We start from the raw sequence: 25324 nt of genomic DNA, 5'->3' as shown, positions 1-25324 counted from the left end.
GCTCAGTGCTGTCATTTGTCGCTGACCGGCGGCAATCCACATTCCACTGCCTTGGCAGACGCATCCCGTTGGACCATTCCTTCGAGGCTGACATTCGCCAGCGTCAGGGTGCCCCCCTGAGGAAGTGACATGGTCATGGGGCTGAAAGTGCGTGCCAGCTCATCAGCCGTTACTCCGAAACATGACAGCGGCACTTCAACACGCTGCCACTGACCATCGGCTTTTAACTGCCCGGACAACTCCACGGCTTGACGACAGCCGCCTTCACAGACCATCGACAGTTGCAACTTTCCGGGCAAGGCCGTCAGGGCAATATCGAAAGAAAGCAGTGATGAGTCGGGCGCAAAGCGGCGCAAGTCCAAAGTAAAATCATCACGGAAGCTGAGGGTACCGGCGGCGCCGAACTCAAACCGGCGGGCATCTTCCTGCACAATGCGATTCACACTGCGCACGGCCCATGGACCCTGCTGCCAAAGACCGGGACCAACACGGTGCAGTCCCTTATCGTCTCCTACCGCCAAATGCCAGGGCGCCTTGATGGCTTTATCGAAAATCGCCAGTCGGTTGTCTGCCTCCGAGCTGCCGTTGTCCTCGCTGAGTGCGGCAAGCGTGGCATCAGACCGATAATCAAAGCCCTGCCAGAGGCTGAACAGGGGCTTGGGCTGGTCTTGCCCTGCACTGCCCGTATCAGACACAAAACCATCGGCTGATGGAGTGGCGGGCCATGGGAATGGCATGCGCCCCTTGAAATCGGCTCGGGGCTGAGCGTTTTTATCGCCAATCAGCACATCTGCCACACCCGCACCTTCGCTGCCGGGCAGCCAGGCGGCCACAAAGGCATCCGATACGTTGATTTCAGGGTTCATCCACAGGGGTCTGCCGGACAAAACCACGGACACCAGGGGTAATCCGGTTGCCTTCAGTGCGCTGAGCATGGCCAGAGAACGCTTGTCACCGCGCTGATACTCGAGGTTATCCAAATCGCCGTTGCCTTCGGCGTAGGGTTGCTCACCATAGACGGCTATCACCACATCGGGTTTGAATCCCACGGGGATAGTGCCATCGGAGCTCAGGAGAGCATCACCGCCAGCGGCGTTCAGCGCTGCCTTGATGCCGGCAAAAATACTGGTGGCACCGGGGAAGTCCGCATTGGTGACTTCGGTCCCCTGCCAGGTCATGCTCCAACCACCCGACTGCTGTGGAATGCTGTCAGCGCCTTCGCCCACCACCAAGACCCTGGCATTGGCGGCAATGGGCAGCACAGGGCGCGCCCCATTGGCTGGGCGGTTGTTTTTGAGCAGCACCAAAGACTCGGCAACCGCCTGACGGGCAATGGCGCGGTGCTCTGGATGCCCTATCCATTCCTGTTTACCGGCATAGGGGTTCGCTGACGGCGCCTTGTTATCAAACAGACCCGCACGCAGCTTTACCCGCAACACGCGCTTCACCGCATCATCAAGACGGGAAAGCGGCAAGACCCCGGATTTCACATCCGCGATGGTATTGGCGTACAGTGCTTTCCAGCTGTCCCCCGGGGCCATCAGTATGTCCACCCCGGCATTCACGGCTTCAGCGCAGTGCTCGTAACTGCAGCCCGGTACAAAGCCATGGCCGAGCCAATCGCCAACCACAACCCCATCAAATCCCATGCGCTCTTTGAGCACATCGGTGAGCAGGTATTTGCTGCCGTGGAGCTTTTCGCCGTTCCAACTGTTAAAAGAGGCCATCACGGTTTGCACGCCATGACCCAGTGCACCCACGTAACCCTGACCATGGCGGGCTATCAGAGTGTTTTCATCTACCCTGGTGTCACCGCGATCGTCACCATTATCAGTGCCGCCATCGCCGATAAAGTGTTTGGCAGTGGCCAGGGTGTAATCGTCACCCAGCCAACTTTTGCCCTCGCCCTGCATGCCATCGACAAAGGCCTCGGCGTAGCGTTCAATCAGCTCAGGATCCCGGGCATAGCCTTCATAAGTTCGACCCCAGCGCAGGTTATCCACCAGAGCAACGGTAGGCGCAAACACCCAGTCGATCCCGGTTGCGCGCACTTCTTTGGCCGTGGCCGCCGCGATGGCTTTAATCAGCTGGGGGTTTTGCGTTGCACCCAAGCCAATGTTATGGGGGAACAAGGTGGCGCCAAACACATTGCCATGACCGTGAACGGCATCTGTGCCCCACATGGGCGGAATGGCAATTCCATCGATACTGTCATCCATGGCGGCGTGGTACATCTGGTCTGCCAGCGCCACCCAATCGGCCGCCTTTGCCCTGTTATTATTACCGGGGAATGAACCGCCACCATTGAGGAAGGAGCCAAAGCCATAACGACGCATATCCTCAACGCCAAAGTCGCGAATTTCCGGCTGGATAATTTGCGCCACTTTTTGCTCAAGTGTCATTGCGGCCAGCAGCTTATGAACCTTTGCCTCAACATCCGCCTGAATTGGGGTATGGTAAACGGCCTCTGGCCAGCGATTAACATCCCGCTCGGTCAGCGATGAGGATTCTGCTGCGCTCACCTTGCCTGACATGACGCCACCAAGGACACAGGCAAGGGCCAGCGTAGTTTTGGATAGTGCAAACTTCATTGACCAGCCTCCCGGGGTACAGAGCCCTTCAGGCCATAAAAGAGGATGTAGCCGTAGCAGAGCACCGGCAGAATGAATGAGGCAGACAAGCCAACAGAATCAGCCAGAAGCCCCTGCAGCAAAGGCACCAGGGCGCCACCCACAATCGCCAGACACAGAATACCCGAGCCCTGGGCTGTCGCCGGGCCCAGGTTTTTCAGCGCCAGACTGAAGATGGTCGGAAACATAATGGAGTTAAACAGCCCCACCGCCAGAATCGCCCACATGGCCAGGGCGCCGCTGCTGTTCATGGCAACCAGTACCAGCAGGGCCGCCATGGTGGCATTGAATCCCAGCACCTTGCCGGCATCCACTTTTTGCATCACGGCCGCACCGATAAAACGCCCCACCATGGCACCGCCCCAGTAAAAGGCGATGTAATGGGCTGCATCGGCCTCGGCCATGCCCGCCACATGGGATTCACCCAAAAAGTTCACCAAAAAGCTGCCAATGGCCACTTCACCGCCCACATAAACGAATATGCCTATGGCGCCGAGCACCAGATGGCGATGGGCAAGCGCGCTCTGGCCAGTCGCGGCCACCTCATCTTCCTGGTCATGGATATGGGGCAATTTCAGCAGTGCAAACACCACCGCCAGCACAATCAACATGCCACACAGCAGCAGATAGGGCAGCTTGACCGCATCGGCTTCGGCCTCGGCAGAGGCGCCAACGGCCACCGACAGGATAAGCACAGAGCCAAAGGCCGGGGCTATGGTGGTACCCAGGGAGTTAAACGCCTGGGTCAGGGTCAGACGGCTTGAGGCTGTTTGCACCGGTCCCAGCGCCGTCACATAGGGATTGGCCGCCACCTGCAGCACGGTAATGCCGCTGGCAAGCACAAAGAGTGCCCCCAAAAACACGCCATACGTGGCCGATACCGCCGCCGGATAAAAGAGACCACAGCCCAGCGCTGCGGTTAACAAGCCAACCACTATGCCCTTTTGGTAGCCGAGACGTTTGACCAGGACACCAGCCGGTACCGACACCAGAAAATAGGCACCAAAGAAACAAAACTGAATTAACATCGCCTGGGCATAGTTCAGGCTGAAGACGGCTTTCAGATGCGGAATAAGGATGTCGTTAAGACAGGTGATAAAACCCCACATAAAAAACAATGTGGTGAGTGAGCCGAGCGCAAAACGATAGTTCTCTGCGCCGGCAGCGCCTGCGTGATTAGCGTTGGCAATAGGTACAGTTGCCATGAGTTCTCCCCTTGTATTTTCGGGTTTGCTTCTTTCGGATTTACAGTGTCGACCGCTTTGACGATTGACCTTTGGCTATTCTGCCACTAGATTAATGTAAGCGCTTTCATTTTTAACATTGCGGTAACCCTTGTCAACTTGTTTTACCGGTAAAACCCTGCTCTGACACCCAGTCACAGGGAGCTAAGGTAAAGGGCGCAAGGCTGAGATCTGGAAAAAGGATAACGATGACAACACTCTCGCATTTCACCCTGCCGGGCGATTCAGTAATGATGCAAAAAGATTTTTTATTTGGCGTCGCCACCGCCTCGTTTCAAATTGAAGGCGACGCTGAACATCGTCAGCCCTGTATCTGGGACACCTTTTGCGATACCCCAGGCAAAATTGCGGATGGTTCGAACGGTCAGGTTGCCTGCGATCATGTCAAGCTCTGGCGTGACGATGTTGACCTGATTGCCTCCCTTGGGGTGGATGCCTACCGCCTGTCCATCAGTTGGGGACGGGTGTTACATCCCGATGGCAGTGTGAACCAGCGCGGCATGGATTTTTACATTAATCTCCTGGATGAGCTTGGTCGCCGGGGCATTAACGTGTTCGTCACCCTCTACCACTGGGACTTACCTCAGCATCTTGAGGACAAAGGTGGCTGGCTCAATCGTGACACAGCAGTGGCCTTTGCCAACTACGCCGCCATTGTGGCCAACGCCCTGGGTAACAGGGTGTATGCCTATTCAACCCTGAATGAGCCATTTTGCAGCGCCTTTCTCGGCTATGAGGCAGGTATTCACGCTCCCGGCCACAAGAGCCGTCAGCAGGGCCGCACAGCCGCCCACAATTTGCTGCTGGCCCACGGTATGGCAATGACTGAAATTCGACGGGAAGCACCAGAGGCCAAAGCGGGCATAGTGCTTAATTTCAGCCCGGCTTATCCCTACACATCCAGTGCCGGGGATGCCAACGCCGCCCGACTGGCCCATGAATATCACAACACCTGGTACTTGATGCCACTGATGGAAGGCCGTTATCCGGACATCATCAATCAACTCGAGCCCCATGAACGCCCGGTTGTGGAGCCCGGTGATATGGATATCATCAGTACACCAATCGATTATCTGGGGATCAACTACTATACCCGTAACGTCTACCGCGCTGGCGGCCCGCTTGGCTTTGAAGAAGTGCGTATCGATAACGTGCCCCGTACCGCCATGGATTGGGAAATTTGCCCCCAGGCCTTTACCGACTTGCTGACAGGTCTGGCACAGGAATTTAACCTGCCACCAATTTACATCACTGAAAATGGCGCTGCCGAAGACGATGCGCCATTTAACGGCACTGTGCACGACCCCATGCGACTGGACTATTTGCAGTCTCATCTGCTGGCTGTTCATCAGGCTATCGAACGCGGAGTGGATATCAAAGGCTACTTTGCCTGGAGTCTGATGGACAACTTTGAGTGGGCGGAAGGCTACCGCAAACGCTTTGGACTGGTCTATGTCGACTATGGGACCCAGCAGCGCATACTCAAATCCAGCGCCAAAGCCTATCAGGGAATGCTTGCCATACGCCAAGAGGCCAGCCAACAATAATAATAACGGAGGTCGCCATGCTGAGCGTCAGAGAAAAAATTGCTTATGGGCTGGGAGATACCGCCAGCAACATCGTTTTTCAAACCGTCATGCTGTTCCTGACGTTCTTTTATACCGATATCTTTGGTATATCGGCGGCCTATGTTGGCACCATGTTTTTGGCTGTACGCATCATGGATGCGGTCACGGATCCCTTGATGGGCTATCTGGCAGACAGGACCAACACCCGCTGGGGCCGCTACCGGCCATACTTACTGTGGTTTGCCTTTCCTTTTGCTGCCATCAGTGTACTTGCCTTTACCACCCCGGATTTGAGTGAAAGTGGCAAGGAATGGTATGCCTTTGCAACATACGCACTCTTGATGCTGGCCTACACGGCAATCAATATTCCTTACTGTGCCCTGGGCGCCGCCTTGACCACCAACCCGGCAGAACGGGTGTCGGTTCAGTCTTATCGCTTTGTATTTGCCATGCTCGGTGGGGTGATGGTCAGTGCCCTTACCCTGCCCCTGGTGGATTTTTTTGGTCAGGGCGATAAAGCCAAAGGCTATCAGCTCACCATACTGGCGATGAGTATCGTCGGCACTGTGATGTTTTTACTGTGCTTTATCGGTACCAAAGAGCGCGACTTCAGCAGCGATGACAACAGCGGCAACTTCAAGGCCGCCTCAAAGGCCCTGTGGGCCAATGACCAGTGGCGGGTATTGTCCGCGGCAGCCATCTTTTTGCTGACCGGCTTGGTACTTAAATCCACCCTGGCCATCTACTACGTCAAATACTTCCTCGGTCGTGAAGACATGATCAGTGTGTTTGTCACCAGCGGTGTGGTTGGCAATATTTTTGGGGTCGCGCTTGCCAAAAAACTGGCCGACAAAATGTGTAAGGTGAAAGCCTATATCCGGCTCCAGCTTATCGCCGCAGCGCTCTGCATGGCAGCCTGGTTTGTGCCGGCTGACCAATATGTGCTGGCGCTGGTGTTTTACATCGCCTGGAACTTTACCATCAACATGGGCACACCACTCTTGTGGGCGAAGATGGCCGATACCGTGGACTACGGCCAGTTTAAAACCGGCGTGCGCACCACGGGTTTGGTTTACTCTTCGGTGATTTTCTTTATCAAACTGGGTCTTGCCATTGGTGGCGCTCTGGGGGGCTGGTTGCTTGCCGCATACGGCTATCAACCCGATGTTGCGCAAACCGAAGAGACCCGGGCGGGCATCTTGTTGTGCTTTACCCTCTACCCAGCGCTGGCATCAATCGCTGTTGCCTTTGTGATGCGACACTATACACTGGACAGCCAACGCGTTGCCGAGATCAGCGTATCTTTGCAACAAAAGCATTCAGGCACATAGATGTAGTACAAGGAAAGCCCGCGCGTATGGCCACAATTTATGACGTTTCCTTTCTGGCAGGCGTGTCGCTGGCGACCGTCTCCAGGGTGGTGAACAACACCGGCAAAGTCAGTGACAAGACCCGTCAAAAGGTCCACGATGCCATGGCAAAGCTGGACTACCGCCCCAATACCATCGCTCAGTCTTTGGCCTCCAACCGCTCCAACAGTATTGGTGTGCTGGTGTCACAGCTGGATGGTCCCTTCTACGGCCCCATGATGCGGGAGGTGGAGTCGGCACTGCGCGCTGCCAATAAGCACGTTATCATCGCAGCCGGCCACAGCGATGCGGCACAGGAAAAAGATGGTGTTGAGTTTCTGCTGTCCCGGGGGTGTGATGCCCTGATTGTGGATGCCGAAATTCTCTCCAACGGCTATTTGGTTGAGCTGTGTCAGGGGAAAACCCCGGTGGTGCTCATAAACCGGCATGTGGATGGTATCGATGAGCGCTGCGTACACCTGAATAACCTTCAGGGTGGTTTGCTCGCCAGCCGCCATGTTCTGGAAAAGGGCCACAAACAGATAGCCTATATCTCCGGGCCGCTGTTTAAGCTCGATGCCAGAGAACGTCTCGAAGGCCATCGTCAGGCATTGGCAGAGCAAGGCATCGCCTTTGACGAAAACCTCTTTTATGAAGGGGACTTTCGTGAAGAAGGCGGCTATGAGGCCATGGCTCAGTTGCTCTCACGGGGGCGGGACTTTACTGCCGTGGTGTGTGCAAACGATCAGATGGCATCGGGTGCCATAGCCCAGTGTTTGGAGCGGGGTCTGCGGGTGCCCGAAGACATCTCCTTCGTGGGATTCGATAATATCCCCTTCCCCCGTTATATCTCGCCCAAACTGACCACTGTGTGTAACCCCATTCAGGACATGGGACGCATGGCGGCCCACTGGGTGCTGCGCGAAGTGTACGACCAAACCGACGTGACGTTTTGCCACCGCTTTGAGCCGGAGTTGGTGGTTCGGGATTCTGTTATCACACGTTAAGCATTTTTATCATGACCGGGGTGAGCCAACGTGCTCACCTTTTTTTATTGCAGAAAAAATTCTTTTAAAAACAAAAGAAAGAAACCAATTCAAACACTCAAACCAAACATTTATTCAACATCCGCCATCAGAATGGTTGACATAAATCCTTACTCAACCTAATTTATGTAAGCGCTTACATTTGTGCTGACAAGGGAGAGTTGTATGCCAGCAAGTAAGCTTCACAACAATAATGTCCCGAACCCCTGATGCGGTTCCGGGTATAAAGGAGAGGAACTTGATGCGACCCTTACAATTCAAAAAATCCATGTTGGCTACTCAGGTCTCACTGATGATGGGCTTGTTGACAGCCATGCCTGTGATGGCGGAGGAAGCCCCCATCGCCGAAGGCGATATCGAAGTCATTCAGGTGAAAGGTATCCGCGGCTCACAGGCCAAGTCGATGGAGCTGAAACGCCAGTCTGCCGGTGTAGTAGACGCCATTTCTGCCGAAGATATCGGTAAATTCCCCGACACTAACCTTGCCGAATCTCTGCAGCGCATTACCGGTGTGTCCATCGACCGCGTTAACGGCGAAGGCAGCAAGGTAACTGTGCGCGGCTTTGGCCCGGATTTTAACCTGGTGCTTTTGAACAATCGCACCATGCCCACGGCTCAGGTGGCCGGTGAATCTACCCGTTCATTTGAATTCGCCAATCTGGCCTCTGATGCCGTCAGTGGCGTCGAAATCTACAAAACCGGCAAAGCTGATATCAGCTCTGGTGGTATAGGTTCTACCATCAATATCCGCACCGCCCGCCCCTTCGATACCCGCGGTTTGGTTGCCACTGTCGGTGTGAAAGGTCATCACGACACCAATGTGGAAGATGGCAGCTCCATCACCCCCGAAATCTCCGGTATTTTCAGCAACACCTTCCTGGATGACACCCTGGGTTTCGGATTAAATGCCTCTTATCAGGAACGTGACAGCAACATCAAAAAAGCCACCATCGATGGCTGGCGCCAGAACATCGATGGCGAGCTTAACCCCAATGCCGTTGTGGTAAACGAGAACAAAAACCCCTACGGCAACACCTTCTATGCCCGTAACATCGGCTTTGCCAGTCAGGATACCGAGCGTGAGCGTACCAACGCCCAGTTGGTGTTCCAGTATGCCCCGTCCGATACCATTGAAATGACTCTGGATTACACCTATTCCAAGCTCTCGGATGTCTCCAACGCTGACACCTGGGGTTTGTGGTTCTCGGGTCCAGGTAACGCCACCTATGCCCATATCAATGAAAACGGCACCTTTGACTATGTGACCGAAGTAGGCGGTGACTACTCTGGCACCATGCAGCAGAATGCCTCTGACAACATCAACAAGTCACTGGGTTTCAACATCGAATGGCAAGCGACGGACAACCTGCTGCTGAGCTTCGATGCCCACGACTCCAACGCCAACGCCGAAGGGAAGTTGGGCAACTACGCCGATAACATCTTCTTTATCCTCGGCGCCTTGAACGTAGCCGATAAAACCTACGATGCCACCGGCACCGAGATCCCACTGCTTGGCGCCAACTATGGCACCCTGAACCCCAACGGGGAGCCACACCTGCTGCCTGAGCACTACGCCTCTTTGTTTGCCGGTGTGCGTGCAGGCCGCAACGAGACTGATGTAAACCAGTATCAATTTGACGGTCGCTGGCTAAACGAAAACAGCGACGCCCTGTCCTCCATCGATTTTGGGGTGTCTTTCACCTCCATGGAAACCCATGCCCAGGGCTCTTACACCGGCCCCATCAGCGCCGGTTGGTATGGCAACATGGGGTTGTGGAAGGATGATGTGAGCTACGTTGGCCTGGGCAGTGACTTCCTGTCTGACTTCAGCGGCGGCGGCAACGACATGCTGATCCCTTACTACTACAGCTACGATCAGCAGGCGGCCATGGACAAAGCCCAGGCCCTGTACGATGTGGAGTATGTGTCAGCCCCATGGCAGGATGACCACCGGATTAAAGAAGACACCACTGCGGCCTATGTGCAGGTAAACATCGATAGCGAATTCAACAATATGCCGCTGAATATCGTTGCCGGTCTGCGCTATGAGCAAACCGATGTGACTGCCAGCTCCATGCAAAAAGAAGCGCAGCAGCTGGTGTGGCTCAACCCGACTGAGTGGCAAACCGTTTATGCGGATGATTTCTCTTACAGCCATGAAACCCATGACTACAAAGAGTTTTTGCCAAATCTGGATATCAATCTGGAAGTGATGGAAAACGTCATGGCGCGTTTCTCATACAGCCGCACCATTACCCGTCCGACGCTGGGCTCAATGCGCGCCACCACGGCACTGACACCTATCCCTAAAGTAGGCTCCCGTACGGGTTTTGCCGGTAACCCCGCGCTCAAGCCGTTCAGCTCGAATAACATCGACCTGTCGCTGGAATACTACTACGACGACGCCAGCTACGTATCTGTGGGTTACTTCAACAAGGAAGTGGAAAACTTCCTGATGAATACCATCGAAACCGTGAAATACGATCACCTGCTTGACCCCTATGTTGGTCCTGCGGCGGAGCAGGCCCGCGCCGAGCTGATTGCCAACAACGAAACCCCAAGTGATGAAGCCGTGTTCCAGTGGCTGATTGACAACGGTTACGGCAATGCCGATGGCCGCGTACCTCAGTCAGGTGCCGATCCGGTTGCAGACTGGAATATCAGCAAGCCAAACAACGTTGAAGACCTGAACATCAACGGCGTTGAGCTGGCCTGGCAGCACTGGTTCTGGGACACCGGCTTTGGTTTTGCTGCCAACTACACCCTGGTGGATGGCGATACCGAGTATGACGTAGAGCGTGTGGATGAGCAGTTTGCCCTGCCCGGCATGTCAGACTCCGCCAACTTCTCCGTATTCTACGAGAAAGATGGCCTGCAGGGTCGTCTGGCCTACAACTGGCGTGACACCTTCCTGTCAGGCATGGGTCAGGCAGAAGCCGGTGGTCCTGCACCCCAGTTTACCGAAGCCTTTGGTCAGCTGGATATCAGCGTGAGCTACCAGCTCACCGATAACCTGTCTATCTTCGCTGAAGGTATCAACATTCTGGAACAGGAAAAACGCGTTTACGGCCGTTACGAAGAGCAGATGCTGCTGGCTCAGCAAAACTCCGCCCGTTACTCCATAGGCGCACGTTACAGCTTCTGACACCTTTGCTTGTGTACTTAAGTGGGAAAGCCCAGGGCCAACACCGCAAGGTTGCGGCCCAAGGGTGAGGTCTTTGCCGCGGCATCTGCCGCGGCTTTTTTTATCTTCGCCGTCAAGACTGGTACACTCTGGGCAAAACCAGAAAGAGCCAACGCCACCGCGGATGGCTCCAACGCAATTGAGAGTGTCATGCAAGGAACATTAAGAAAAATGCGCACCGGGCTCGATGAGCAGGGCCTGGCCAGTTATCGTCTGCCCATAGGTGACAGCGAAATCGCACTGAATCCATTGATTGGAAAGCCAGTGAAGCTCATCTTTTCGGGCAATATCTATTGCTGTAATTGCGGCAAAAAGACCAAGAAAAGCTACTCCGAAGGCCACTGTTATGTGTGCATGCAAAAGCTCGCCAGCTGCGACATGTGCATCTTAAAACCCGAGACCTGTCATTACGACCAGGGCACCTGCCGCGAGCCTGAGTGGGGCGACAGCCACTGCTTTGTGCCCCACTTTGTGTACCTGTCGAACACATCCGGGCTCAAGGTGGGTATTACCCGTCACACCCAGATTCCTACCCGCTGGATAGATCAGGGTGCGACCCAGGGCCTGCCTATTCTGAAAGTGGCCTCCCGCAAAATATCGGGACTGATTGAAGTGGAAATTGCCAAGCTGGTGGCGGATAAAACCCACTGGCAGGCCATGCTCAAGGGCAACAATGCCAACATGGATCTGGCCGCAGAAGCCGTCCGTTTACTGGCTGAAGTAGCACCGGTGATTGCAGAGGTTCGCCGCCAATATGGTGAGGATGCGGTGCAGGAACTGGTCAGCCAACCACAGCCCATTGTGTTTCCGGTGTCAGAGTTCCCCACCAAGGTGAAGTCATTCAATCTGGATAAGGAGCCGCTTATCGATGCGGTGCTGACCGGCATCAAGGGCCAATACCTGATTTTTGATACCGGTGTTATCAATATTCGCAAATACACGGGCTACGAAATCAGTTTTGAGTGCTGAGCTTGGCTCCCATTCCACCAGCCAAATAAAAACGCCGGGCAATGCCCGGCGTTTTTCATCTATCGCTGTTTTAAGTCATAACCTTAGAAACGCACCCGTGCGCCGAGTGAGTAACGGCTGCCGTACTGGCGGGCAAACAGGAACTGCTCCTCGAAACGGCCATACCCTTCTTCGGTTTCGTTGTTAAGGTTTATGCCCTCAAAAAATACCGTCAGATGCTCGTTCACATCGTAGTTAATGCTGGCATCGAGCTGGCCAAAGGTCTTGGCAAACTGTGGTGGCGCATCGGCAGAACCCTGGGACTGACCCACACCAATCAGGTAGCTGTCTCGCCAGGCGTAGGTCAACTTCACCGACAGGCCATCTTTCTCATAAAAGGCCTGGAAGTTAGCCGAATCACCGATACCACTGAGTGGATTTTGCGGTGCCAGGCTATAGGGATCGTAGGTCACATCCCCTTCGACGAAGGTACCGTTAACACCCACACCAAAACCGGTTTCACCGAATACATGCTGCAGCGCCAGCTCTATGCCCTGTACCGTCTTGCTGTCACTGTTAAAGGGACTGGTGATATCCCATACAATCAGCGGGTCGCTGGCAAGGGGCACTATCTGCCCATCGGCATTGCCATGTCCGTTGGCAATCATCTGGGCGAAGATGCTGTTTTCGCTGACAGGTGTACCTGCCGCTTCAAGCTGGCTGATGGCCTCCTGATAACGGGGACTGTTATAGACGTCGTGCAAGCCTTCGATGGTCAGCTGAGTGGTTTTTTGAGACACATAGTTATCGGCATACTTTTTAAACAAGCCAACAGAGGCGTAGCTTGCATCGCCGTAGTAGTACTCAAATGACAGATCCAGGTTGACCGACTCCAGCGGCAACAGCCCGGGATTACCGAGGCTACCACGGCGGGCACCAATCTTGGGGCTACCGCTCAGGTTTCTGCCTGCCACCATGTCACCCAGCAGCGGTCTGGCGATGGTTTTACCGGCGGAAAAGCGCACGACGACATCCTCCAGTGGCTCGGCGCTGATATCCAGCATCGGCAGCCAGACATCGTAATCCCCACCCTGAGTGAAGTAGTTATCATCACCACCGGGAGCATACTGCATGATCCACTCAGTAGGGCTGGCCCATACCACCTGATTCTCAACCCGCTGCTTCACCGTACTGGAGGCATCGGTTTGCTCGTACCTGAGCCCAAGATTCACATTCACCGGCACATTGCCAATGTCAAAACCCCATTGGGTGGTGAGATACAGCGCCAGCGTCTTTTCTTCCACCAGGGTGGCACTGTCGATGCCATCAAAATAGGGATCGATGGAGTAATAGTTGTCACCGGCTATCTCGGGGGTGATAAAGGCAAGCTGCCTTGCCACAGCCTCATCGAAGTTGAAGGTGTAGTAGTAATCGGGCATGAGTGCACTGCCCCCCCCCCCAAGGGCGTCCAGCAAGCCGGAGGCATCCTGCAACACAAACATGGCATCAGGGAAAATTTCCGCATAGGACGGATTAAATCCGGGGCCGCCACGCAGGCCACTCCAGGCACTGGTGCCCGACATGGTTTGCTTGGTATAAGCCGCACCAAAGTCCATCTTCACCAGATGCTCACTGAACTCGGGGTACCAGTTGGTGTTGAACTGTACCTGCTCAATCTCACTCTCACCCGGTGAGTGAATAAACTGACTGAAGTTGGAGTCAATATCGCCGGCATCCAGCACATGGGTGCCATTGTTCCAGTTAATCAGAAAATGGGGCACCTCACCGGTACGATAGTCATAGACCTTGGAAATCAGCTTATCTGAACCCAGGATCACCTGTCCGTCACTGCCAAGGCCTGTATCGGCACCATTGTCGATTTCGTTGGAGGAGTTGTGATAGTCCAGGGTAAAGCGCCAGGCTTCGTTGGGACTCCAGTCGATATTCAGGCCAACGGACTCGGCATTCACTTCTGTAGTATTGCGATTGGCGGTAAAGGAGCCATCACCACCGCGAATGTCTGAATAAAGCGCTGTGCCGTTGGCATCGAGCTCATAACCAATCACCGGAGAACCATCTGTCGAGGAGTTCCAGATCCCCCAACCAAAACCATTGGAAGCAGTCAGTGCGCGGGTCGCCACATAGTCGGCGGTCAGAACCAGGTTATCGGTGGCGACAAATTGCAGGGTGACCATGCCGTTGGTGCGTTCACGCTCCACATCATTGATGCTGAAGTTCATGTCACGGGGGAAGAAAAACGGTGCCACTGCATTGCCTTCGGCATCACGAAAGCGTGCAACCGGATTGCCGTCGGCATCTGTTTCACGCCCGTCTATGCCTTTATCGCCGGCCAGTGTTGGCAAGCGGCCATTGTCGGTCTGGGCAATCCACCCCTGACTGTTGGCAGTTTGCTGCTGGAAGTCCCGCTCCTGATGAGAAACAGATACCAATACACCAAAACGGTCATCAAACAGGGTGTTACTGTAAATGGCGGCCAGCTCTGGCGTGACATCATCACCAAGCACATTGGACTCATCATAAATACCCTTGCCAGAGAAGGTAAATGCCTGGCCGGGGTTATCCAGCGGCTTGTGAGTAACTATGTTAACCGTTCCCCCGAGCCCACCAGTGGGCACATCGGCCCTGGCGGTCTTAACCACCTCTAGGGTCTTCACCCCTTCGGATGAGAGGTTCTCCAGATTGTAGGAACGGGTATAGCCCGTGCCCGGCATCTGCCTGCCATTGAGGGTGATAAGGTTAAACTCCGGACCAAAACCCCGCACCGTGATCTGGCTGCCTTCACCGTTGGCACGGCTGACGGTCACCCCGGTGATCCGCTGCAAGGATTCCGCGAGGTTGGTGTCGGGGAATTTACCGAGCTCCTCTGCCGAAATCGCATCCACAACGCCGTTGGCGCCGCGCTTTAAGTCCATGGAACGATATAAACTGCCCCTGATCCCACGAATTTCAATAACTTCTATCGCTTCTTCCGATGCGTTCTGGGCTGCCACAACGCCGTCGGCTTCGGGTGTTGCGTCATCAGCAGCCCATGCCAGTGGGATGGCGCCAACGCCTAGGATAGCTGCCAGCGTGGCAGACAACCGGTTACGCTTAAATGCCTTATCTAACATAATTGCCTCTTATTCTTTCGCTGCGGCCACACCGGACAAATCGCAAGGTCCGGCGGGCCATTCCCATTCATGCCAAAGGGTTAGGTGTATCAGGGCGTGCCTATCAGTGCGTTATCCAAACGGAACACCGCCCCCTCACCGGTACCCCACGCAGGGAATACCATCACCACATCAATGGCGCTGGCATCCAGCCCCATGTCAGTCAAGGTCTTAAGCGGGAAAGTATAGGTCTGCCACTGGCCTACAACAGGTGCACTGCCTTCGACACTGTCGGTCAGGTTAAGCTCAACGGCAGTACTGGCATCACCGGATTCAATCTTGAACTTCCAGACCGAGCCGGGGTCATTTGGTGCAGAAACCAGCTTCATTTCAAACCGCACTACGCCGGTCTCTACAGCAGCGGATGCATCGTAATAGACACCATCATCGGCGAAGAAGCCCACCACAGTTGGCTGGGCGCCAATCACATACTCAGCCACGGCGCCATGGGCAGCATCATCGGCCTCAACCGTAGGGGTTGAGCCGCCGCAGCAATCCCAAATTGACCAGGCATCGGCCACTGTGTCGGCAAACAGACTCAGGGCATTCATGGAGCCGCCGGATCCGGGTTGATGGATTTTAACGTTATCAATGCGATAGACAGCGCCTTCACCCTGTCCCCAGGCAGGGAATACCATCAACACATCGATGGCGCTTAAATCCAATCCCGCATCGGCCAGGGTCGACAGGCGGAAGCTGAAGGTTTGCCACTGCGCGGATGGCGCCATGCCTTCAACGCTGCTGGTCAACGGCAGTTCCACCGCAGAAGCCGCATTGTTGGATTCCACCTTGAACAGCCAGGGCGCATCGACGGTATTGGGCGCGGTGACGACCTTAAGGTCAAATTGCACTACGCCATTGTCATACAGGGATGAGGCATCGAAGGGATTGCCACCGCCACCCAGCTCGGTGCGATTGATATAACCCATCACCGTCGGGCTGGCACCAATGCTGAACTCGGACACTATGCCGTGCTCTGCATCATCGGATACCACTTGCGGGGTCGAGCCACCACAGCAGTCCCACATCGGCCAATCGGGGTTCTCGTTGTCGGTAAAGATGGTCAGTGACGGCAAACTGGTATCGGGACGAGCAATCTTCACTTCATCCAACAGATACTCGGCGCCGCTGCCGGTGCCCCAAGCGGGGAACACCATCACCACATCAATGGCAGACAAGTCCAGGCCCTTGGCAGCAAGTTCAGACAGCGGGAAGCTGAAGGTTTGCCACTGGCCCACTGCCGGTGCCACACCTTCACTGCTTGCGGTGAGCGGCAGTTCAACGGCGGTCGCACCTTCGTTGCTTTCGACCTTCATCATCCAGGTCGAGTCTGCATTTGACGGGGCACTCACCACCTTCATGGCAAAGCTTAATACGCCGCTTGCCTCAATGGGCGCTGCATCAAAAGGACTGGGCACGCCAGCCGGATCGGTAATAAAGGCCGCGCGGCTGATAAAGCCGTTGACTGTTGGGCTGTCGCCTACCACAAAGCGATATACGGCGCCCTTGTCGGCATCTTCCACCAGGCTTGGCGTAGAGCCACCGCAGCAATCCCACGCAGCCCAGTTGGGGTTGGGGGTGCTGTCAAAAATCAGCAGATCTTTTGGCGTACCATCAGAAGGCGGTACAGGCACGGGGGCTTTACCTTCCACCAGCGCATCATCTGGGTTGTCATAGCCCGGGCGCACAGTCTCACAGCCCTTGCCGGTATCAGGGTTGGCAGCACATTCATAAACCCTGACAAAGTCAATTTGATACCTGTTGTTCTCGTTAAAGGCGGTATCGTCGATACCGGTTTCGTTTACCGAGGCTGGCCAGTTGCCACCCACAGCGAAGTTAACGATGAGATGGAATTTTTCATCAAATGGCGCATCTGTCCAACTGAGCTGCAGGTCGCCACTGGATTGATCGTAATATTCGGTAAACCAGCCTTTGTGAGCCAGACCAACCGCCTGCCCCTTGGAGTTGTACCTCAGTTCGGAGCGCCGCTGAGTGGCATAGAGGTAGTCGTCCACATACCAGCGGATTTCCCCCTGCTGCCACTCAATGGCATAGGTATGAAAATCATCGGCAGGATTGACGCCATTGGGCAGCAGATAGGCTTTGCCTGATTGCTCGTTCTTGGGCCACTCACGGCCGTAGTGAAGGGTTCCGTGGACGTAGGCTTCAGGGGTTCCCTCTACGGTGGCGGCTTTAAGATTTACCGCTTCCACAATATCGATTTCGCCGCTTCGGGGCCAGATGCCGTAGACATTGTCGGTAGGCAGCATCCAGAAGGCAGGCCAGCTGCCCTGCCCCGACGGTAATTTCGCCCGCATTTCAAAGCGGCCATAAGTGAAATCCGCCTTGCCTTTGGTTGTCAGTCTTGCTGAGGTATAAGGCTTTTCAGCACCCTCGGGCGCCTTCAGCGCCACTATGTTCAGCATACCATCGGCAACGAAGGAGTTAGCTTCATCTGCGGTATAGCATTGAGACTCCTGATTTCCGCCTCCGGCACAATCCACGTCATGCGCCCACTTGGCCGCGTCTATGCTGCTGCCGTCAAACTCGTCGCTCCACACCAGCTCCCAACCGGTTGCCGGACCTTCAAGGTTGACCGAGCCCAAATCGGTGCTGGTATTGGTATCCCCCCCGCACCCCTGCAGCGCCGCCGCAAGCAGTCCAAGGGAAAGGTACTTGCTCGTTCCAGAATTCTTCATCATCATTGCAGCCCAACCCACTGTTTTTATGGATAAATATAGCCATGTCAGCGCTAACTACTGCCGATGTTTCCTTTTGAAACCAAATGTAAGCGCTTACATTTGTATAAAATAAGTAAAGGTTATGTAAAGATCAACCAGATTTTTATTTAGCCGCAGAAGGAAATCGTCTGAAAGCGCTGCCTGGAGAGAGTTGAACGAGTAACTGAAGGCGTTAGAAAAGCAGCAGAATAAGGGGTATGCGGGGAAAGCCAGCCTGGTACCGGCAGAAACGCTTTATTTGCAGAACAGAAACAGCATCCTGAGTATTCAGGTGAAGAAGCATGAAAAAGCAGTACGCATTATAAACTGTAGCGGGCTGTGAGTATGGCGTCGGCATGCCCGCGGCGCCCCGGATTGCGCTTCAACACACTTTGATGAGCAGAACTTACAAGTCTCAGCCAGCCAGGTGGCAGGCTGAGAGCAGGAAATCGATATTACAAACTTAAACAAAACACCGGCAATCGGGCGTTGGTTCATTCCGATTTATCTTTGTCATCATCCTTGCCCATCACATCCACATGGGCTTTTTTCGACAGTCCAAGCAGCGCCATTTCCTTGCTGCCCACAGAGTCGTATTTAAGGGAGATTTTTTTCAGCTTGGCGTCCCCCTTGGGCACACTGATCACCCGACTGGACATACCATCGGTGAGCACGCCGAGGTTATCCACCTCTTTATCGGAACCATCACTCATGTGCAGCACGATCTTATGCAGGTTAACCGTGCCCTGAGTGCAAACAAGCCTGATATGGGTAACATTTTTCTCGTCAAATTTCGGGGTGACCTCATCGGTTTCCGATTTATAGTCCACCACCTTATCGGCGATTTTAAACCAGTCATCGGCCAGTGCAGCATTGGCAAACAGCGCACCACACAGCGACAGGCTGACAGCCAGTAACGATGAAACTCTGAAGTTCATGAGATATTTCCTCCTGAAATAACCAATCAAAACAGCCTGATTATGGCATAAGCCTGAGCGCCGGTGCCCCAGAGGTTGCCTCCAAAAGCTTATATCGCTCACAGAAGATTACCAGTCAGCAAAAGTTTACTTTCACGGCGGGGTTCTTGGCGCCGCAAGTTAACAAAATTAATACATATGTAAATAATCTGAATTCACCATTGAGAGTAATTATCATTATCAAAACTAAAGTATGACCAAGGACTGAAAATAATGAAGTTATCCCCAGTTGCCATTGCGCTCTCTCCCTTGATGGCCCTCACCGCTGCACCTGCCTTTGCCGAGGTGAAAGATACCACCTCCCCTGACACTATCGCCATTGAACGCATGATAGTCACCGGCAGCCGGGTACCTGAACGCCTTGACGAGGTGCCTTCCTCTGTCACCCTCATTGACAGCAAGACCCTCGCTACAGAGATGAGCATCAGCTCTGAATTGCAAAACATGCTGGCAACCCGCGTTCCTGGCATGTCGCCCGCCACCGGTACCTCCAGCAACGCCGGCCAAACCCTTCGCGGCCGTAAAGCGCTGATTTTGATTGACGGAGTGCCTCAATCCACGCCCCTGCGAAACGGCTCGCTGGACATTCGCTCCATCGACATGAACGCCATTGAGCGGGTGGAAGTCATCAAGGGAGCGACCTCCATCTATGGCAATGGCGCGGCCGGCGGCATTATCAACTACATCACCAAAAAACCGGGGGCCGATGGCGCTATTGGTGGCGTCCTGGGCGTGTCCAGCCGTTTCAGTGCGGTAAAATTTGAAGACAGTGTTGGCAGCCGGGTTGAAGGCGCGCTCAATGGCAGTGTGGGACAGCTGGGCTATCTCATCAGCGCCAGCCGTGATGACTATGGTCTGCAGCGGGATGCCGAAGGCGATGTCCCTGGCCTGGTGTACGGGCTGTCAGAAACCACCACGGACAACCTCTTTACCAAATTCCATTTCAATTTCGACGATGAAAAATCGCTGCAATTAACGTACAACTACTTCAGCTCTGCACAGGACGCCCGCATGGTGGATGTCACCGGCAGCGTCAACAGTGGTCAGAAAACCTACGCCATAGAAGCCGGTCCCGACACTCTCATCCTCGGGGAGCCACAGGGAGTCGATGGAAACCATAATCTGATGGTGAAGTACGAGGACCTGGCGCTGTTCGACAATACCCGCCTCGCCATAGATGCCTATGGTCAGAAAATCGAAAACGTCTTCTTTTACAGCCTGACACTTGCCAATCCCGAGCAGGGACTTGATGGCGGTCAGTCCATCATTCGCTCTGAAAAACGTGGTGTTCGCGCCAACTTCAACTCGGATTTCACCCTGGGCGATACCGAGCTGGATTTACTCTATGGCATTGACTATCTGCAGGATGTATCCAGCCAGCCCTTGGTGGATGGCCGTATGTGGGTGCCCGAGATGGACATGCAGAATCTCGCCTTCTATCTGCAGGCCAAATGGCTGTTTGCCGAAGATTGGGTGCTCAAGGCCGGTGTACGCCGGGATCAGATGGCCATTGAAGTGGACGACTACCAGACCCTGCGCCTGTGCCGTACAGCAACCCAGTGCTCTACCCCCGTTGCGGTAAAAGGCGGTGAGCTTGAGTTTGATGCCAACACCTACAATATCGGGCTCAGATATAAAGGCTCGACCGTTTTCAGTCCTTTTATCAGTTTTTCACAGGGTGCGGATATATCGGATCTGGGCTTGCTGCTGCGTACCGCTACGGTGGACGACCTGGCAAAAATTCAGTCACAGGCGGCACTCATTGATAATTACGAAGCCGGTTTCGACGGCCATTGGGAGGCATTCAGCTACTCAGCAGCGGTTTTCCTGAGCAAGTCAGAGCTTGGCACCCGTACCGTGCTGAATCCCGCCAGCGGCATTTATGAACCTGTGCGTGCGCCTCAGGAAATCAAAGGGATAGAGCTTGCGGCCAGCTATGACGTGAATGATGAGCTGACCCTCGGCGCGAATTACAGCTGGATGGAAGGTAAGGATACTGATCAGGATATTTATCTGGATGGCCAGGCCATCACCCCACCCAAGTTTGCCGCCTATCTTGACTGGGCCACCACTGATAACAGCAGTGTGTCGCTGACCTGGCTGCATGTGGGCGATCGCAAACGCTTCGAGCCGGTCAATGGTCAGTACAGCGGCAGCCAGGGACCGGTGGAAAGCTATTCGCTACTCAATCTGGCCGGTAATTATCGTGTCGATCAACTGCTCTTTACCCTCGGGGTAGAAAACCTGCTGAACGAAGACTACTACTCGGCCCGTTCTCAGGCCTTTACCTTCCCCGGATATAACACCAAGGGGCTGGGTACCACGGTGAATATGGGGCTGAAGTGGTCCTTCTAAGCCCAGTCTGAGTCTTTGTCCACATCTTCGCTTGACTGAAAAAAGCAGCCGCCGGGCTGCTTTTTTATTTGCGTGTTGGCAGCAGGGTTTCTACCATGTGCGACCAACGAGCAAAACCGAGCCACCAAGAGACCACCCGAGATGTCCGAACAGCAGGAAATTCAGGCCATCACCGATGAGACCCGCGCCTGGGTCACCAAGGTGATCATGAAATACAATATTTGCCCATTCGCCCGCCGCGAAGTGGAGCGAAACAGTATCCGCTATCAGGTGTGCAACGAAACCCGCATGGAGTTGGTGCTGCAAGCCTTGCTGGACGAATGTCAGTTTCTTGATGCACACCCCGAGGTGGAAACCAGCCTCTTTATCCTGCCACGGGGTTTTGAGGGTTTTTACCTCTATCTGGACCTGCTCGGCATAGCAGAAGACTTACTGGTTGAAGAAGGCTATGAGGGCACCTATCAGCTGGCAAGCTTTCATCCTGACTACTGTTTTGACGGCGAGCCACAGGATGACCCGGCCAATTTCACCAACCGCGCGCCCTATCCCACGCTGCATATCATCCGCGAAGAAGGCATGGCGGCGGCGCTGGCGAGCTACAACGAGCCCGAAAGCATCCCCGAGCGCAATATCGCCTTTGCCCGTCGCAAGGGCAGCGAGTTTTTTTTGCGCCTCCTGCAAGAATGCAAAAAGCCGGACTGAGTCCGGCTTTCTTGTGTTAAGGCCCGGGCATCACTTGCCCAACCCACATCAATCCTTTGCACCTTGAGGGCGCATGCTCTCCTCCTGCTCAGCCAACGCCTTGTCATACCCCTTGGGCGGCGGTGTCCAGCCACTCAAGCTGCGGCTATGGCCATCCATCCTGTCCTTACCCATATCCTCCTTGAGCGCCTCCTCCAACTTGATGAATAACTTCAAATAGCGCTCGCGGCGGTCGATATTATCCCGCACCTCAAGCCAGGCGTCATAGAGCTCGCTTGCATGGGCTTTTTCCCGCTCCACCATAGCCGTTTTGCGCTGCTCGGCGGCAAAGGGATGCATACCAAGGCGTATCAGCGCCTCGCCTCCCATGTTAAGCGCCGAGTAGAAGCTCTCGCTCACCACCCAGTCGGCACCGGCTTCGGTCAGCGCATAAAAGTGCCCTCTGTCAAAGGCCCGGGCCAGAATAGCCACCTGCGGATATTGTTGGCGAACGTGGCGCACAAGCGCTGTGGCCCCTTCCACATCATCGATGGCCACCACCAGCATCTTGGCCGACTCAATACCCGCGGTATGTAAAAGCTCCGGGTTACTCACATCCCCGAAAAAGCTCTTCATCTCGATTTCACGCAGTCGTTCCACCTGGGCATATTCGCGGTCGAGTACCACGGTTTTCACCCCGTTGGCCCGCAAAAGGCGGTTAACTATCTGCCCAAAGCGGCCTATGCCCGCAATGATCACCGGCCCCTGCTCATCTATGGTATCGGCTTCACGTTCATTGGTACTGCGGGTCACTCTCGGCAGGATAATCCGTTCATACAGGATAAAGAGCCCCGGGGTTAAAAACATACTGAGGGCCACCACCATGGAAAGAAGCCCGCCAAGCTCGCTGCCAAAGATACCCTGTTGCTGACTGTAGCCCAGCAGCACAAAGCCAAATTCCCCGGCCTGTGCCAGCGACAGCGCAAACAGCCACTTGTCAGAGCCGGATAGACGGAAAATCTTTGCCAGCAGCAGGAGCACCAGCGCCTTTATCACCATCACGCCCAATGCCAGCCCCAGCACCAGCGCAAACTGCGACAGCAGCATCTCAAAATCGATACCCGCGCCCACAGTGATAAAAAAGAGCCCCAACAACAGCCCCTTGAAGGGCTCGATGGTGGACTCGAGTTCATGGCGAAACTCACTGCTGGCGAGTACCACTCCCGCCAGAAAGGTTCCCAGCGCAGGCGACAGTCCCACCAGACTCATGAGCGCGGCAATACCAATCACCATCATCAGCGCCGCCGCAGTGAAGACTTCCCTGAGCCCTGAACGCGCCACGTATCCAAAGAGTGGCCTTGTTAAAAAGCGACCGCCAAACACCACGGCAGCGATGGCGCCAAGCACCACCAGCGCATTTGCCCAAGCGGGCAAACCAGCCACCAGCGACATATCCTCATGGCCGGCATCGAGCTGCGGGGCGCTGAGGGCCAACAGCGGCAATATCGCCAGAATCGGAATAACCGCAATGTCCTGAAACAGGAGCACCGAAAAACCACCGCGACCACCTTCAGTTTTAGCCAGTCCCTTCTCGTTGAAGGATTGCAGCACGATGGCGGTGGAGGACATGGCAAAGATCATTCCAAGGGCCAGCGCTATCTGCCACGGCTGGTTCAAAATCAGCGCCAGGCCCGCCACTGCGCCCGTGGTCAGCAGCACCTGCAAACCACCCAGGCCCAGGAGCCGCTGGCGCATCTGCCACAGCTGTTTGGCGTCGAGCTCCAACCCCACCAGAAACAGCATCAGCACCACACCGAATTCGGCAAAATGCTGAATACTTTGAGTTTCCTGACCAACCAGCCCCAACAAAGGCCCAATGGCCACACCGGCAACCAGGTAACCGAGCACAGAGCCCAGCCCCAAACGTTTGGCAAGGGGCACCGCAAGCACAGCCGCAAGCAGGTAAACAAAGGCCTGCAGAAAAATCCCGGTCATGACAAGGTCTCCCGCTTTGCCGGTACCCCAGCCCCACAAGCGGTATCCGGTATTTCACCAGCCACCAGCGCTTCCAGCAGCTGTCGCCACCGCGCGAGATGGGGCCCTAGCCGCCCCTCCTCCACCGCCGAGCGGGCTCCAAAGAGCGCAAAAGGTGGCAGGTAGTCCATGCCGATAAGGGACGCGGTCTGCTCGATGGGCGACAAGAGTTGTCTCAGGCCAAAATGATTGTAACCCTCGGCACAATATGAACCTTCGCTGCCACCCGCACTCAGGGCGCAGAGCAGGGATTTCCCGTGCAGCTTTGTCCCACCCGGGCCATAGGCAAAACCATACTCAAGCACCAGATCCTGCCATTCCTTTAGGATGGCGGGGGTGGAATACCAATAAAGCGGAAAAAGCCAGATAACCCCTTGATGGGCGGCAAGACGCTGCTGCTCTGTGACAATGTCGATGTTAAATGTGGGGTAATCGGCATAGAGATCCACACAGGTCACGCCGGGAACAGACTGGGCAACCCGGTACATGGGCATGCACACTTCCGATTTATGTTGCGATGGATGGGCAAACAGCAGCAAAACAGATGACATAGGTTCACAGCTCCCTGATGAACTCTCACACCCTGGGGTTATTGAGGAATGGGCAAAGACGGGTCTGAAGGAGCCTGGCAAACCAGTTTGCATTGATGACGAAGTAACACAGCCCCCAGAGAGAACATAAACGACACCCCGGCCAGACTCAAGGACTGACCGGGGGGATTTCAGGGTAACTCAAACAGTAGGGCTCTCACCGGCTCTTTACCGGTGTTGCTGACCATGGGACTGTCGAGACCTTCCAGTTTGGCGCCATCGCCCGGGGACATCTCCATGGCCTCGACGGATAAGGCGCCCTCAACCAGGTGCAGATACCCGTTACGATGCGCGCCAAGCGGCAAGGCGATGGATTGACCCGGCGACAGCAGCAGCTGATAGACACAGGCATCCTGGCGCACAGTGAAACTCTCGTCGCGCCCATCTGGGCTGGCAATCAGGGTGAGCCCCTCACGGCTGCCAAAGTGCTTTTGCTGATAGCCGGGCTCACCGCCCGGAGTCGATGGAATAATCCAAATCTGCAAAAACCTCAGCGCCTCTGTTTGTGAGCCGTTGTACTCGCTGTGACGTATGCCCTTACCGGCCGACATCAACTGAAACTCGCCCGCAGGCAGTGTGGCAATGTTGCCCTCGCTGTCCTGATGACGGATGTTTCCTGCCAGCACGTAGCTTAAAATCTCCATGTCCCGGTGGCCGTGGGGCGCAAATCCGGCGCCCGGTGCCACCGTATCGTCGTTGATAACCCGCAGTGCCGAGAAGCCCATGTGGTTGGGATCGTAGTATTCGGCGAAGGAAAAGCTGTGAAAACTGTCAAGCCAGCCGTGGCTGGCTTGACCCCGCTCATTGGCCGGGCGAAGCGTTATCATG

At 55.0% G+C, this 25324-nt stretch carries 15 protein-coding genes; 7 read left to right on the top strand and 8 right to left on the bottom strand.

The genetic code is table 11. From position 1 onward, the window contains the following. Nucleotides 1-11: 11 nt before the first annotated feature. On the bottom strand, nucleotides 12-2591 hold the full coding sequence (locus SAMA_RS07315) for a glycoside hydrolase family 3 protein (protein WP_011759519.1): 2580 nt from the start codon (nucleotides 2589-2591) through the stop codon (nucleotides 12-14). Further along, nucleotides 2588-3835, bottom strand: a complete 1248-nt coding sequence (locus tag SAMA_RS07310) for a sugar MFS transporter (RefSeq protein WP_011759518.1) — start codon at nucleotides 3833-3835, stop codon at nucleotides 2588-2590. Before SAMA_RS07310 ends, SAMA_RS07315 begins: the two co-directional genes overlap by 4 nt. 227 nt (nucleotides 3836-4062) lie before the next feature. Between SAMA_RS07310 and SAMA_RS07305 the strand changes: the two genes are divergently transcribed. The 5 genes from SAMA_RS07305 to SAMA_RS07285 all read left to right on the top strand — a co-directional run bounded on the left by SAMA_RS07305 (nucleotide 4063) and on the right by SAMA_RS07285 (nucleotide 11990). Then, nucleotides 4063-5421 (top strand): GH1 family beta-glucosidase, encoded by a 1359-nt coding sequence (locus SAMA_RS07305; RefSeq protein ID WP_011759517.1) that lies wholly within the window; start codon nucleotides 4063-4065, stop codon nucleotides 5419-5421. Nucleotides 5422-5438: 17 nt separating this feature from the next. Next, nucleotides 5439-6773 carry a glycoside-pentoside-hexuronide (GPH):cation symporter gene (locus SAMA_RS07300; RefSeq protein WP_011759516.1) on the top strand — a complete coding sequence of 445 codons (1335 nt, stop codon included), beginning with the start codon at nucleotides 5439-5441 and terminating at the stop codon, nucleotides 6771-6773. Nucleotides 6774-6799: 26 nt separating this feature from the next. Further along, complete coding sequence (locus tag SAMA_RS07295) at nucleotides 6800-7798, top strand: LacI family DNA-binding transcriptional regulator (protein WP_011759515.1); 999 nt, start codon at nucleotides 6800-6802, stop codon at nucleotides 7796-7798. A 280-nt stretch (nucleotides 7799-8078) separates the two neighbouring features. Beyond that, nucleotides 8079-10982, top strand: coding sequence for a TonB-dependent receptor (locus tag SAMA_RS07290; RefSeq protein ID WP_011759514.1), 2904 nt, complete (start codon nucleotides 8079-8081; stop codon nucleotides 10980-10982). Between the two features lie 189 nt (nucleotides 10983-11171). Continuing rightward, nucleotides 11172-11990 (top strand): DUF2797 domain-containing protein, encoded by an 819-nt coding sequence (locus SAMA_RS07285; RefSeq protein WP_041410220.1) that lies wholly within the window; start codon nucleotides 11172-11174, stop codon nucleotides 11988-11990. 83 nt (nucleotides 11991-12073) lie between these two features. Here the strand turns inward: SAMA_RS07285 and SAMA_RS07280 are convergent, their stop codons facing one another. The 3 genes from SAMA_RS07280 to SAMA_RS07270 form a co-directional block, all read right to left on the bottom strand. After that, nucleotides 12074-15100: a TonB-dependent receptor gene (locus SAMA_RS07280; RefSeq protein ID WP_011759512.1), complete on the bottom strand. Its 3027-nt coding sequence runs from the start codon at nucleotides 15098-15100 to the stop codon at nucleotides 12074-12076. Between the two features lie 89 nt (nucleotides 15101-15189). Continuing rightward, a complete protein-coding gene (locus SAMA_RS07275) occupies nucleotides 15190-17841 on the bottom strand; it encodes a family 16 glycosylhydrolase (RefSeq protein ID WP_408640222.1) in 2652 nt (883 codons plus the stop codon). 512 nt (nucleotides 17842-18353) lie between these two features. Continuing rightward, entirely contained in the window at nucleotides 18354-18797 is a 444-nt protein-coding gene (locus tag SAMA_RS07270) for a hypothetical protein (RefSeq protein WP_011759510.1), read from the bottom strand. Nucleotides 18798-19049: 252 nt separating this feature from the next. Between SAMA_RS07270 and SAMA_RS07265 the strand changes: the two genes are divergently transcribed. Next, nucleotides 19050-21191 (top strand): TonB-dependent receptor, encoded by a 2142-nt coding sequence (locus tag SAMA_RS07265; protein ID WP_011759509.1) that lies wholly within the window; start codon nucleotides 19050-19052, stop codon nucleotides 21189-21191. A gap of 141 nt (nucleotides 21192-21332) precedes the next feature. Beyond that, nucleotides 21333-21893, top strand: a complete 561-nt coding sequence (locus SAMA_RS07260; protein WP_011759508.1) for a DUF1415 domain-containing protein — start codon at nucleotides 21333-21335, stop codon at nucleotides 21891-21893. Between the two features lie 48 nt (nucleotides 21894-21941). On the opposite strand, the gene SAMA_RS07255 is transcribed toward SAMA_RS07260, so the two are convergent. The 3 genes from SAMA_RS07255 to SAMA_RS07245 all read right to left on the bottom strand — a co-directional run bounded on the left by SAMA_RS07255 (nucleotide 21942) and on the right by SAMA_RS07245 (nucleotide 25323). Continuing rightward, entirely contained in the window at nucleotides 21942-23867 is a 1926-nt protein-coding gene (locus SAMA_RS07255) for a monovalent cation:proton antiporter-2 (CPA2) family protein (protein WP_011759507.1), read from the bottom strand. Next, nucleotides 23864-24457, bottom strand: coding sequence for an NAD(P)H-dependent oxidoreductase (locus SAMA_RS07250; protein ID WP_011759506.1), 594 nt, complete (start codon nucleotides 24455-24457; stop codon nucleotides 23864-23866). Before SAMA_RS07250 ends, SAMA_RS07255 begins: the two co-directional genes overlap by 4 nt. Before the next feature lie 170 nt (nucleotides 24458-24627). Then, a complete protein-coding gene (locus SAMA_RS07245; RefSeq protein ID WP_011759505.1) occupies nucleotides 24628-25323 on the bottom strand; it encodes a pirin family protein in 696 nt (231 codons plus the stop codon). Nucleotide 25324: the final 1 nt, after the last annotated feature.

This window comes from Shewanella amazonensis SB2B (assembly GCF_000015245.1).
GTDB lineage: Bacteria > Pseudomonadota > Gammaproteobacteria > Enterobacterales > Shewanellaceae > Shewanella > Shewanella amazonensis.
This window is presented reverse-complemented; position numbering and strand designations above follow the sequence as displayed.